Genomic DNA, 13,494 nt, shown 5'->3' with positions numbered 1-13,494 from the left:
TGAATTTAACAGCCAGCAATGCGCACCCGCCACCCTATGTCATACCAAGTCCTTGCCCGTAAATATCGCCCCAGAAGTTTCGACACCCTGGTTGGTCAGGAGCACGTCGTGCGGGCATTGACGCATGCACTCGAGCAACAGCGTTTGCATCATGCCTATTTGTTCACCGGCACACGTGGGGTCGGCAAGACAACGCTCTCACGGATTCTCGCCAAGGCGCTCAATTGCCAGGGTATCGACGGCAACGGTGGGATTACCGCGCAGCCTTGCGGCGTGTGTGATGCCTGCGTTTCCATCGATGCGGGTCGTTTTGTTGATTACATTGAAATGGATGCTGCGTCCAATCGCGGGGTTGATGAAATGGCCCAGTTGCTGGAGCAGGCGGTGTACGCACCGTCGAATGCCCGTTTCAAGGTCTACATGATCGATGAAGTCCACATGCTGACCAACCATGCGTTCAACTCCATGTTGAAAACGCTGGAAGAACCGCCCGATCATGTGAAGTTTATCCTTGCGACCACCGATCCGCAAAAAATCCCGGTCACGGTCTTGTCGCGTTGTCTGCAATTCAATTTGAAGCAGATGCCACCGGGGCATATTATCAGTCACCTCGACGATATCCTTGGGCAGGAGCAGATTGAATTCGAAACGCCAGCCTTGCGCTTGCTGGCGCAAGGTGCACATGGTTCCATGCGCGATGCCCTGTCGTTGACCGACCAGGCCATTGCGTATGCCGCTGGCAAGGTAACGCTCGAGGCGGTGCAGGGAATGTTGGGCGCGCTCGATCAGACCTATTTGATTCGGGTACTTGATGCATTGGCCTCGAACGACGGCGCTGGCTTACTGGCGGTCGCCGACGAAATGGCAATTCGCAGTTTGTCTTACAGCGCAGCCTTGCAAGATCTCGGCACTTTGTTGCATCGGGTTGCGTTGGCGCAGAGTGTCCCTGCAGCGTTGGCGGAAGACTTGCCGGAGCGCGAGGATGTCATTCGTCTTGCCGCAGCATTTGATGTCGAAGAAATCCAATTATTTTATCAAATCGTAGTGCATGGCCGTAACGAGCTAGGCCTTGCGCCGGATGAGTATGCCGGTTTTTCCATGACATTATTACGAATGTTGGCATTTCGGCCACAATGCGGTGATGGAACAGGAATAGCGGCGGCGCAGCAACGGTCCGTTGCGCCAGCGCGTCCTTCGGCAGCGACCTCAACACCGTTTTCGGCAGCGCCTGCAATTAAGGTAACCGCTGCACCCGTTGCGTCCCCACCAGCACCGACAATTCCCGCAGCACGCTTGAGTAGCGCACCGCAGGCTGCTAGCGCCAGTGCGCCCGTCGCGCGGGTCGAAGGGAATCTCAGCCCGGCGATGGCGGCATTGGCAGCAGCGCGTGGGGGTGTCGGCGGCAAACGTCCGGGGACACCGCTGGTTGCGCCTGCGGTCGCAGCGATTTCCACCAAACCGTCTATCCCGGTCAGGACGCAGCCGAGCGCAGGAACTCCGGAGGTGAGACCAGCAACCGTCGCTTCCCCCAAAAGTGCGATTGCGGCTTCCTCAGTGCCGCCCTGGGAGGAGGATATTCCGCTTCCTATGGACTTATCAGATATTGACGCATCCGGAGCGAGTGTCGACGCACGCGCAGAACCACGCGCTGCTATTCCTGATGCTCCTGCCATGCGTATGGAGAGCAGGGCAGAAACGCGACCAGCAACACCAACCAACAAGCCGGTTGCGACGTTGAGCATGGATACACTGCAATCCAGGTCGCAAGCGCAATCGCCCGCGTTACCGATAGCGAAAGTTATTGCCGACCCCTTTGAATATCACCCGGACCCATCATTGAACTGGGATGGCAACTGGCCCACTTTGGCGGCATCATTGCCGGTCCGTGGCGTGGCAAATCAACTGGCGCAACAAAGTGAACTACTCCGTTTTGATAGTAGCGCTGCGCCTATCCAAATCTATCTGCGAATTCCGCTTGAAACGCTGCGCCTGCCCGCCAATGTTGATAAACTGACAGCGGCGCTGACCGAACGTTTTGGTCGTACGGTGCGGGTAGAAACAGAAATCGGTAATGTACATCACACAGCCAACGTCAAGGCACAGGGCGAACAGGCTGAGCGCCAGCGTCTGGCGGAAGAAACCGCCAAAAATGATCCGTTTATTCAAAGCATGATTCGGGAATTTGGTGCGGCGATAGTGCCAGGCTCGGTTAAGCCGCTGGCGTAAATTTGATATATCCGCGTTGATGCCCTGTTGCGTCAATCTCAAATGATTAAAAATGGTTAACTTAAAAGGAGCAACATTATGATGAAGGGCCAACTCGCGGGCTTGATGAAACAAGCCCAGGCAATGCAGGATAATATGAAAAAAGCGCAGGATCAATTAGGTTTGATCGACGTCGAAGGCGAATCAGGCGGCGGTCTCGTCAAAGTGGTGATGTCTTGCAAGAATGCGGTCAAGCGTGTAACGATTGACCCGTCGCTGCTGGCGGATGACAAGGATATGCTGGAAGATCTGGTCGCGGCCGCTTTCAACGACGCGGTACGCAAAGCAGAAGAAACGTCAGCAGAAAAAATGTCAGGCCTCACCGCCGGAATGCCACCCGGCTTCAAAATGCCGTTTTAAGTACCTGATAAGTACCAGACTACATGATTCTCGACGCTGCAACCCTTGATATTATTCCCGGTCAGGAAGCCGCATTCGAAGCGGCCTTCCTGGAAGCTAAAAAACTGATAATTTCTGCGCCTGGTTATATTTCGCATGAGTTGCAGCGCTGCGTGGAACTGCCGAGTCGGTATATTTTGTTGGTGCACTGGCAAACGCTGGAGCACCATACCGTCAGCTTCATGCAATCGTTTCAGTATCAAAAATGGTGCGCGTTATTGCAGCATTTTTATGACCCTTTACCGTCTATATTTCACTATGCACCGGTGGGTCGCAAGACCTATCGTGGTTTTTAAGGTCCGATGTGAAAACCCCTTCCAGTCTGGCCTTTTTAACAGAAGCGCTACGCCATTTGCCCGGCGTCGGCCCCAAATCAGCGCAACGGATGGCCTATCATCTCTTGCAGCATGATCGGGACGGCGCGGCTCTGCTCGGTCGTGCGTTGTTGCAAGCGGTCGAAAAAGTCCAGCATTGCTCAATGTGCAATACTTTTACCGAACACGAACTGTGCGAGGTATGTCTCGATCCCGACCGCGACAGCAGCTTGCTATGCGTGGTAGAAACGCCAACCGATCAGTTGATGATCGAGCAGACGCTGACTTTCAAAGGCCTGTACTTTGTGCTGATGGGGCGGTTGTCGCCGCTTGACGGTATTGGTCCTAAAGATCTTCAACTTGAAAAGCTCATCGTTCGCGCCACCAATGGCCTCGTCGCCGAGGTGGTTTTGGCGACCAATTTTACTAATGAAGGTGAGGCGACCGCCCACTACATCAGCGAAACGATGAAAGCGCGCGGACTGAAGGTCAGCCGTCTGGCGCGTGGGGTCCCCGTTGGTGGTGAGCTCGAATATGTCGACGCTGGCACCATCGCGCGCGCCATGCTGGACCGGCGTGCGACTTAACGGCAGGATTTTACAGCGCGTTGGCGTGCTGCAGCGCTGGTTAGCAGATCATAAATTTTTTGGTTAAACGTGCAAAACAGCTAGTTTTTGACATAATGCCACACGCCAGTACTGTTAGTGATATGAAATAAACTACAAAAAAATAGCGATGTCAGCCATTTCGCTTAGTAGACAGAAGAGAACGTGATTGCTGCGGTATTATGTGGTCACAGTCCAGTCTGGATTATAAAAATAGCGTTCAGCGCTAGCAGAATAAAAAATATCGTTACAACGTAACCACTGATGTTGAGGAGACAAAATGAAGTTTAACTGGAAGCAGTTTGGTATCGCACTCTGCCTGTTCTTGGCGGGATATTTCACATTTAATAGCAATCTGTTTGCGCAAGCCCTCGAAAAACCGAAGGTGTCGATTGCGGTCGGTGGCAAAAACCTGTTTTATTACCTTCCGTTGACAGTCGCTGATCAGCTCGGTTATTTCAAAGACGAAGGTTTGCAGGTTGAAATTTCAGATTTCGCTGGCGGCGCAAAAGCGTTGCAAGCACTGATCGGTGGCAGCGCAGATGTCGTGTCAGGCGCCTTTGAACATACGATCAGCATGCAAGCCAAAAACCAGATCATTACCGCGTTCGTGCTACAAGGCCGCGCGCCGCAAATCGTGATGGCGGTGTCGAATAAGACCATGCCAAATTACAAAACGATTGCCGATCTGAAGGGTAAGAAAATCGGCGTGACCGCGCCCGGTTCTTCCACCAGCATGATGAGTAATTTTGTTCTTGCAAAAGGCGGCCTGAAGCCGACTGATGTTTCTTACATTGGCGTTGGCGCGTCAGCCGGTGCCTTATCGGCATTACGTTCCGGACAGATTGATGCAATCGCCAATCTGGATCCTTTGATTACGATGCTGCAGCAAAAAAATGAGATCCGCATCATATCCGACACGCGTACCTTGAAAGAGACTGATGCTGTGTTCGGCGGTCCGATGCCAGCCGCGACGCTGTATGCTTCTGCTGACTTTATCAAGAAATATCCAAACACGACCCAGGCGCTGACCAACGCAATGGTACGTGCGTTGCGCTGGTTGCAAAAAGCGGCACCTGAAGATATCGTTAAAGCAGTACCGGAAAATTATTTATTAGGCGACCGCGCGCTATACATTGATGCCTTTACCAAGGTCCGTGAAGCAATATCCCCGGATGGCAGATTCCCTGATGCGGGCGCCGCAACTGCGCTACGTACGTTGGAGTCGTTCGATCCTAGTTTGGCTGATAAAAAAATTGATCTGTCGAAAACGTACACAAATGCGTTCGTGACGAAGGCCGATCAAAAATATAAATAAGCTATACGTAATCTATAAGTAAGCTAGAAGTAAGCTATAAGCAAGTTAGAGGTAAGCTACAAAAAAGTCATAAGTAAGCCCGAGGCCGGCCAGGAGCTTACGTTGATCTGATTCTACCGCCGGCCAATCTTGATCTTGATCTTGATCTTGATCTTGATCTTGATCTTGATCTTGATCTTGATCTTGATCTTGATCTTGATCTTGATCTTGATCTTGATCTTGATCTTGATCTTGATCTTGATCTCCCCCTCGCCCTGCACCGGAAAAAAGGAGCGCAGGGCGATTTGGTTTTTACCCGCATCGTTGTCTTTTATCGTCAGCTGGCATAACGATTAGCACTGATAGCGACGTTTTTTTAGATCAGTTTTTCGATGAATCCTATCGCTTGGGTTGCCTGACGCGGTTTATTTTTTCCAGACATTTTTTGGCTTGCGCCACCATTCCTATGACACCAGACCCATCGACGCCTGCATTATTTCTCGACAATATTAGCTGCACGTTCATTTCAAAAGATGACCGTTCGCAGCGATATACCGCCGTCGCAGACACTACCCTTTCTATCGCACCGGGAGAATTTGTTTCCGTCGTTGGACCAACCGGTTGCGGAAAATCGACTTTGCTCAACGTTGGTGCCGGTTTGCTCCAGCCCTCAACCGGCAGCGTCAAAGTGTTCGGCGAAGAATTGACCAGCATTAATAAACGCGCCGGTTACATGTTTCAATCGGAAGCCTTAATGCCATGGCGCAGCGCGCTGCAAAATGTGATCGCGGGTTTACAATATCGCGGCATGGAAGACCCAGAAGCAAAGCAACTTGGTGAAGAATGGCTGGCGCGGGTCGGACTACAAGGTTTTGGTGATCGCTTTCCGCATCAGCTATCCGGTGGTATGCGCAAACGCGTGGCGCTGGCACAAACGTTGATTCTTGATCCCGACATCATCTTAATGGACGAACCGTTTTCCGCCCTCGATATTCAAACGCGTCAGCTGATGGAAAATGAAGTGCTGGCATTGTGGAGTGCGAAAAAGAAAGCCGTCCTGTTTATTACCCATGATCTTGATGAGGCAATTGCGATGTCGGACCGCGTGATCGTTTTGTCTGCCGGTCCCGGCACCCACCCCATCGGCGAGTTTGTGATCGATCTCGAACGCCCCCGTGACGTCGCAGAAATCCGCGCCGATCCGCGCTTCGTTGAACTGCATCAGCAAATCTGGAGCGTGTTGCGGGACGAAGTGCTGAAGGGTTATCAGCAGCAGAAAAAAATCGCTTAACGGCGTTTCAACATCAGTGCAGAATGAGGGCGGGTCTCGAATCAAATCGGCGGCCATTTCCAAAAAAAAAGAAAGAGCAAGACATCATGTGGCAAGCAATTAAACCCAATTATAAGAATATGCGCGTCTATCAGGCGCTGGTGTTGGTCATCTTTTTTGCAGTGTGGCATGTGGCGACACGCAACCAACAGACCGCATTTTTCTTCGGTGAGCCAATCAAAGTGCTGGAACGGGTGTGGCAATGGTTTACGGTCGGTAGCGGCAGTCTGGATGTCGGGTTCGGCGATACCACCTGGTTTACATTGACATTTCCGGGAGAGATTTATTCTCATCTGTTAGTGACATTGACAGAAACCATGCTGGCGTTCGGCATCGGAACGGTATTGGGCCTGGGCATCGGTTTATGGCTTGCGTTGTCTCCCCTGACATCAGCGATTCTCGATCCGTATATCAAGGCATCGAACGCGATGCCTCGCGTGATTCTGGCCCCGATTTTTGCGATGTGGTTTGGCCTGGGTATTTGGTCCAAAGTCGCATTAGCAGTGACATTGGTCTTTTTTATCGTGTTCTTTAATGTCTATCAGGGCGTCAAAGAAGTCAGTCCTGTGGTGTTGTCAAATGCCCGCATGTTGGGTGCCAATCAGCGCCAATTGATGCGTACAGTCTATTTGCCGTCGGCGACATCATGGGTTTTTTCTAGCTTGCATACCTCGGTTGGGCTCGCCTTTGTCGGTGTGATCGTGGGTGAATATTTAGGTTCTGCGCGGGGCGTCGGTTATTTGATTTTGCAGGCGGAAGGGGCGTTTGACATCAATACCGTGTTTGCCGGCATTCTGGTCCTGACCGCATTTGCGCTGATCCTTGACTCTGTCGTCGGTATGATAGAAAAGCGGCTGATGAAATGGCAGCCTAAAACGGGCGATACCGAGCGGCTGTAAGAGAAATACGCTCGCTTCCAGTTGCCAGAGTGGTACCAGTTTAAGACAATACGTTCTGTCAGTATAAAAGTCGATCTCACTGCCATGGGTTGTTCCCAGCCAGTCAGATCGACTTTTTACTACCCTCGTTTGTTTGCTCCGGATCTTTTATCTATCGGAGCAGGAGGGATTTTGGTAGCACGTCAACGTAATTCGACTTGGCGTACCTCTAGTGCCCCATTCTTGTCGGAGACTACCGGCGCCAGATCGCTATCCCAACCTCCGCCTAATGCCCGAATGAGTGCAACCGTGGTGACGGCACGACTGCCCCGTAATTGCGCCTCATTGCGCTCCACCGCAGTTAAGTTGCGTTGGGTGTCGAGTAAATCCAGATAGCGAAAACGACCAGCATCGTAGAGCTTTTGAGCGACATCGGCCGAGCGTCTGGCCGACACCAGCGCGTCGTCGATTTGCGCAGCCTGCCCAGCCAGGATGCGCAACCCTGCCAGATTATCCTCAACTTCGCTAAACGCTACCAACACGCGCTGCCGGTAACTGGCGACCGATTCTTCCAGGACCGCTTCGCTGCGGATGACATTATTTTTGTTGCGGCCACCGTCGATGATGGGCAGCGACATCAGTGCACCGAGCACCCAGGACCGACTGCTCCAATTCAAGATATCCGCAAAACTTGCGCTTTCGCCACCGCCCGAAGCATTGATCATCAAAGCAGGAAACATCGCAGCACGCGCCACGCCGATGCGCGCGTTGGAGGCTTCCATGGTGCGTTGGGCTGCTGCGATATCCGGGCGACGTTCCAGCAACGAGGAAGGTAATCCGGTAGGAATAACCGGTAACCCTGAAAGGCTAACCAGTGGGTAGTCGCTGGCAGAGAATGCCGAAGCGGGTTTGCCCAATAAGACTGCTAGCGCATGCTCGTTGGCGATGCGCTGCTGTTGCAAGCCAATCGCGTCAGCGCGTGAAAGTGACAGTTCTGTCTTGGAGCGGGATAAGTCAAATTCGCCTAAATCGCCCAGTTCAAAACGGCGTTCATTAACGTGAAAACTTTTCTCGCGCAAACTAACCGTCTCATTGAGCGTCGCCAACTCAGCATCCGTTTCGCGCAAACGAAAATAGGTTTGCGCCACGTCCGCCTGCAACGCCAGCAATACTGAGCGATAGTTGGCCTCAACCACATCCGCGTCCGCATGCGCCGCACTGATATTCGAGGATACGCGGCCAAAAAGATCGACCTCGTAGCTCGCTGTCAGGTTTGCCTGATACACATTGATGGGTGCGATCGGCGCATTTTGCGGAAGGTTTAATGACAGTGGCGAAGGACGTTCACGCGCTATGCCAGCGTTTAATCCGACTTGTGGAATCCGGTCGGCATTGGAGATCCCGGCTATAGCCCGGGCTTGTTTAACGCGTGCTGCGGCGACAGCCAGATTGGCGTTCTCTTTAGTCGCTTCTTCGATTAATTGCGTCAACAAGGGATCATTGAAAGCAAGCCACCACTCGCCGCGCGGTTGCGCTTCTGCGGCGTGCGCGGCTTTCCAGCTGGTGCCGTCAGCGGCGATCAGCGGACCGGATGCCTCTTTGTATGCAGTCGGCATTTTCATCGTTGGTTGCTTGAATTCCGGCGTACCGCAAGCGGTCAACAACAAGGCTGTCAACAGCGATGAGGCGTATTTCATATAAGTGAGCGATGGCATATTAATGGGAGCTTTCCAAAACCGCTGCAGGAGCAACGCGTGTAACCGGGTGAGCCGGTGTAGTCGGCAAAACGGGACTTGATTTTTTACGCTCAAGACGTTTAGCCAACGTGCGCAGCAGGACATAAAACACCGGCGTCAAAAATAAGCCAAAGAAGGTAACGCCGAGCATTCCGGAAAAGACGGCAACGCCCATGGCATGGCGCATCTCTGAACCTGCACCGTGGGAAAAGACCAGTGGGACAACTCCCATGATGAAGGCGATCGATGTCATCAAAATAGGACGCAAACGCAAGCGGCAGGATTCGAGCGCAGCTTGCACCGTGGTGCGGCCATGATTCTCCAGTTCACGAGCAAACTCGACAATCAGGATGGCGTTTTTCGACGCCAGTCCGACCAGAACAAACAAAGCGATCTGCGTAAAGATATTATTATCGCCATGGGTCAGTTTGACGCCGATCAATGCACACAAAATCGACATCGGGACGATCAGAATCACAGCCAATGGCAAGGTCCAGCTTTCATATTGCGCAGCCAGAACCAGAAATACCAGAATCACGCACAATGGGAAAACATAGACCATCGTATTGCCCGCGATAATGTTTTGGTAGGTCAGTTCGGTCCACTCATAAGAAATGCCTTTTGGCAGGACTTCCTGCGCCAGTTTTTCGAGTGCGGCCTGGGCCTGACCGGAGGAGTATCCCGGTGCTGGACCGGCGTTCACATCGGCGGCCACATAAGCGTTATAACGTTGTACCCGATCCGGGCCATAGCTATCGCTGATGTGCACCAGTGACGACAGTGGAATCATTTCACCGGTGTTACTGCGCACCTTCATTTGACCAATATCTTCAGCCCGTGAACGGAACTTGGCATCCGCCTGCACTCTGACCTGAAAAGTCCGCCCGAACTGATTGAAGTCATTCACATATAGCGAGCCGAGATTGATTTGCAGCGTCTGATAAATAGACGTTAGCGGAACCCCCAGTTGCTTGGCTTTGGTGCGATCAATGTCGGCGTACAGTTGGGGAACGTTGATCTGATAGCCCGAGAACACCCCGGATAGCTCTGGCGCAGCACGGGCTTTGTCTATCAACGTCTGGGTCGCTTTATACAGCGCGTCGTATCCCAGATTGCCGCGATCCTCAATCATCATTTTGAAGCCACCGATCGTACCTAATCCGTTCACCGGCGGCGGGGGAAATACCATGATGAATGCGTCTTCGATAGCCCCGACACGCTTGTTAATTTCGGCGGCGATGGATGACCCGCTCAGCGCTGCGGTAGTGCGTTCGTCGAATGCCTTCAGACCGTTAAACACAATGCCCGCGTTGGGTGCATTGGTTAGATCGTTCACCGACAGACCGGGGAAGGCAACCGAATTGCGGACCCCAGGCACTTCCGACGAAATGTCGGTCATACGACGGATCACCGACTCGGTGCGGTTGAGTGAGGCTGCATCGGGCAATAACGAAAATCCCACCAGATAACCTTTATCCTGCGTCGGTACGAAACCGGCTGGCACTACCTTGAACATCACCACCGCTGCCACAATCAATAACGCATAGACGCCCAACGACACGCTCTTGTGGGATAAAACACCTTTGACACCACCTTCGTATTTTTGCGAAGCGCGACCAAAGAAACGATTGAACCAGTTAAAGAAGCCCCCGAAAAGTTTATCCATCGCACGGGTCGGCGCGTCTTTCGGCGCATCATGCGGCTTCAATAATGCAGCGGCTAAAGCCGGTGCCAGAGTCAACGAGCTAAACGCAGAGATGACAGTTGAAAACGCAATCGTCAACGCAAACTGCCGATAAAACTGGCCCGACAATCCGGACACGAAGGCAATCGGTACGAACACCGCACACAACACCAAAGCAATCGCCACGATCGGGCCACTGACCTCCTTCATGGCCTGAATCGTCGCTTCACGCGGTGCCAGTCCATTGGCGATATTGCGCTCGACGTTTTCCACCACCACAATCGCATCGTCGACCACGATACCGATCGACAAAACCAGACCAAACAGTGTGAGTGTGTTGATCGAAAAGCCAAAGGCCATCATCACTGCAAACGTACCGATGATCGAGACCGGCACGGCCAGCAACGGAATGATGGAAGCGCGCCATGTCTGCAAAAAGATAATCACCACAATCACCACTAAGGCCAGTGCTTCCAGCAGCGTATGCACTACCGCAGCGATTGAATCGCGGACGAACATTGTCGGATCATAGGCAACCCGATATTCCATCCCTTTCGGAAAGTCTTTCTGTAGTTGGTCCATCTTGGCACGTACGTCGGTAGACAACTGCAGATCGTTCGCTCCCGGCGACGAGAAAATTGCCAAGGCCACCGCAGGCTTATTGTCCAGAAGAGCGCGCAATGCATACGATCCCGCACCCAGTTCAACGCGTGCCACGTCTTTCAGTAACGTAACTGCGCCATCGGATCCGGTGCGCACAATAATGTTTTCGAAATCTTCGGTGGTCTTCAAGCGACCTTTGGTGTTCAGAGTGAGCTGAAACTCGCTGTCTTTTGATGGAGATGAACCGATTGCACCACCCGCCACCTGGACATTTTGTTCCCGGATTGCATCGGCCACGTCGCTTGCCGTCATATTCCGCGCAGCAATCTTTTGCGGGTCAAGCCACACCCGCATGGCGTAGTCGCCGGAGCCAAATACCTGCGTATCGCCCATGCCAGGAATCCGCGCCAACTGATCCTTGACGTTCAATACCGCATAGTTACGTAAATATAATTCATCGTAAGTACGGTCAGGGGATACCAGATGTACCACCATCGTCAGATTCGGCGAACTCTTTACCGTGGTCACGCCAATCTGACGCACTTCTTCAGGCAGGCGCGGCAAAGCACGTTGAACGCGGTTTTGTACCTGGGTTTCAGCCTGCTCGATATTGGTACCAATTTTGAAGGTGACCGTTAACATCAGGGCACCATCCGAGGTATTTTGGGAAGACATATAGATCATGCCTTCGACACCGTTGATCTGTTCTTCCAACGGCGCAGCGACCGTCTCCGCAATCACCTTTGGATTAGCGCCGGGATATTGCGCGCGCACGACCACAGAAGGTGGTACCACATCGGGATATTCCGAGATGGGTAGTTTCAGCATAGCCAGCAGGCCAGCTACAAAAATGATAATGGACAGAACCGCCGCGAAGATCGGCTTGTCCACAAAAAAGCGGGAGATGTTCATGGTTAGTCCTTAGCTTTCACATCTTTGGCGACAGAAGCTAATTTCAACTCTTTTTCCGGTGCGGTTGCCAGCTTTGCTGTCTGCGTGTCAAAAGTCATTGCCACCATTTTTGGTGCAAGCAGGGCGTCAGGCCGAACCCGTTGCAATCCGTTGACAACAATTTTTTCATGTGGCTGCAAGCCACTGCGAACGATACGAAGTCCATCGAAAGTTTTGCCCAAAGTGACAAGGCGATATTCGGCCTTGTTATTCGGTCCGACCACGAACACAAATTTACGACTTTGATCAGTCCCCACTGCGCGATCGTTGATCAGCACAGCCTTCGTCAGCGCGTTGGTTCCGTTGCCAGTCTCTAACTGAACACGAACAAAAAGACCAGGCGCTAATGTGCTGTCCGCATTCGCGAAGGTTGCGCGCAGCCGTACCGCACCGGTGCGTGGATCAAGTTGATTATCGATAAATTCCAACGTTCCTTCGTGGGGAAAACCGGTTTCGTTGGCGAGACCGACCCGAACCACGACCGGGCGGTTGTTACGGGCCTGGGCGCCAACATTCAGGAAGGTATCTTCATCGCCGTCGAAACTTGCGTAAATGCTTTGGTCGGACACCACTGATGTCAATATCGCGGAAGAGTCAATCAGGTTGCCGACGGTGATTTCGGCTTTGCTCACGCGGCCGTCAATCGGTGATATCACTTCGGTGTAGGCTAGATTGAGTTTGGCTGTCTCATACTGCGCTTGTGCCGCCCGGGCATTGGCATCGAGCTCCTTCAGGCCAGAAGAATTTTCATCAAATTCACGCTGTGCAATCGCTTTTTCTCCTAGTAGTTTTTCAGCACGGGTCAATTCCAGCTTTGCCAAATCCGCTTTGGCGCGTGCCGATACTGCTGTTGCGTCGGCACGGCGCGCTTCTGCTTGGAATGGGCGTGGGTCGATGACAAATAACACCTGGCCTTTTTTGACTTTGCTACCCGGTTTAAAATTGACGGAAGTGATAAAGCCACTGACCCGTGATCGTATTTCTACATGCTCTATCGCATCCATACGTCCCGAGAATTCTTGCGTCTCAACGATTTGCTTCTCCACCACCACCGCTGCGGACACCGGTGCGCCGGCATCCACCGCTGCCTTGGCTTGTCCGTTGGCTGAGTCGCATCCGCTAAGACTGAGTGAGATCAATCCTGCGAGCGCTAGTCCGGCCAAGAGCGGGCGGCCTGCGATGGGTAAATATCGACTGTGTGTCATGTTTCATTCCTCTTGATCATATAAATGTCTAAACGTTTGCGTCTGTTTTTTCGTTGATTCGCTGATAGCAGTTTTTTTTTGCTTCGATATTTTTTGTACTCGTAAGATGTCTGGAGCGGGAATGTTGGCGCTACATATATATTGTGTTTGTAATCAACACAATTTAATGTAAAAAATTTTCCTGGATAAACTCAGCCACCTTATGGTGAATGAGATAGTAATCAAAA

General features: G+C 52.3%; 11 protein-coding genes. 7 read left to right on the top strand and 4 right to left on the bottom strand.

The window, feature by feature from the left end; all coding sequences use genetic code 11:
* Positions 1-36 precede the first annotated feature (36 nt).
* From JQN73_RS03335 to JQN73_RS03315, 5 genes are all read left to right on the top strand, one after another.
* A complete protein-coding gene (locus JQN73_RS03335) occupies positions 37-2,226 on the top strand; it encodes a DNA polymerase III subunit gamma/tau (RefSeq protein ID WP_205321754.1) in 2,190 nt (729 codons plus the stop codon).
* Between the two features lie 78 nt (positions 2,227-2,304).
* Positions 2,305-2,625 (top strand): YbaB/EbfC family nucleoid-associated protein, encoded by a 321-nt coding sequence (locus JQN73_RS03330; protein WP_205321753.1) that lies wholly within the window; start codon positions 2,305-2,307, stop codon positions 2,623-2,625.
* A 23-nt stretch (positions 2,626-2,648) separates the two neighbouring features.
* On the top strand, positions 2,649-2,960 hold the full coding sequence (locus JQN73_RS03325) for an antibiotic biosynthesis monooxygenase (RefSeq protein WP_205321752.1): 312 nt from the start codon (positions 2,649-2,651) through the stop codon (positions 2,958-2,960).
* A gap of 8 nt (positions 2,961-2,968) precedes the next feature.
* Positions 2,969-3,565 (top strand): recombination mediator RecR, encoded by a 597-nt coding sequence (gene recR / locus JQN73_RS03320; RefSeq protein WP_205321751.1) that lies wholly within the window; start codon positions 2,969-2,971, stop codon positions 3,563-3,565.
* A 298-nt stretch (positions 3,566-3,863) separates the two neighbouring features.
* Positions 3,864-4,901, top strand: a complete 1,038-nt coding sequence (locus JQN73_RS03315) for an ABC transporter substrate-binding protein (RefSeq protein WP_205321750.1) — start codon at positions 3,864-3,866, stop codon at positions 4,899-4,901.
* 113 nt (positions 4,902-5,014) lie between these two features.
* On the opposite strand, the gene JQN73_RS03310 is transcribed toward JQN73_RS03315, so the two are convergent.
* The gene (locus JQN73_RS03310) at positions 5,015-5,161 is read right to left on the bottom strand and encodes a hypothetical protein (RefSeq protein ID WP_205321749.1); all 147 of its coding nucleotides are present in this window, start codon (positions 5,159-5,161) and stop codon (positions 5,015-5,017) included.
* Positions 5,162-5,346: 185 nt separating this feature from the next.
* Here JQN73_RS03310 and JQN73_RS03305 point away from each other — a divergent pair, with 185 nt between their 5' ends.
* Both JQN73_RS03305 and JQN73_RS03300 read left to right on the top strand, forming a co-directional pair.
* Positions 5,347-6,171, top strand: coding sequence for an ABC transporter ATP-binding protein (locus JQN73_RS03305; protein ID WP_205321748.1), 825 nt, complete (start codon positions 5,347-5,349; stop codon positions 6,169-6,171).
* Between the two features lie 86 nt (positions 6,172-6,257).
* Positions 6,258-7,109 carry an ABC transporter permease gene (locus JQN73_RS03300; RefSeq protein ID WP_205321747.1) on the top strand — a complete coding sequence of 284 codons (852 nt, stop codon included), beginning with the start codon at positions 6,258-6,260 and terminating at the stop codon, positions 7,107-7,109.
* A gap of 182 nt (positions 7,110-7,291) precedes the next feature.
* Here the strand turns inward: JQN73_RS03300 and JQN73_RS03295 are convergent, their stop codons facing one another.
* Genes JQN73_RS03295 through JQN73_RS03285 form a run of 3 tightly spaced genes read right to left on the bottom strand, consistent with a single transcriptional unit; the run spans position 7,292 to position 13,267 of the window.
* On the bottom strand, positions 7,292-8,803 hold the full coding sequence (locus JQN73_RS03295) for an efflux transporter outer membrane subunit (RefSeq protein ID WP_205321746.1): 1,512 nt from the start codon (positions 8,801-8,803) through the stop codon (positions 7,292-7,294).
* 1 nt (position 8,804) lies between these two features.
* Positions 8,805-12,023 (bottom strand): efflux RND transporter permease subunit, encoded by a 3,219-nt coding sequence (locus JQN73_RS03290; protein WP_205321745.1) that lies wholly within the window; start codon positions 12,021-12,023, stop codon positions 8,805-8,807.
* Between the two features lie 2 nt (positions 12,024-12,025).
* Positions 12,026-13,267, bottom strand: a complete 1,242-nt coding sequence (locus tag JQN73_RS03285) for an efflux RND transporter periplasmic adaptor subunit (RefSeq protein ID WP_205321744.1) — start codon at positions 13,265-13,267, stop codon at positions 12,026-12,028.
* Positions 13,268-13,494: the final 227 nt, after the last annotated feature.

The organism is Glaciimonas sp. PAMC28666 (assembly GCF_016917355.1).
In the GTDB taxonomy this organism is placed as follows: Bacteria; Pseudomonadota; Gammaproteobacteria; order Burkholderiales; family Burkholderiaceae_D; genus Glaciimonas.
This window is presented reverse-complemented; position numbering and strand designations above follow the sequence as displayed.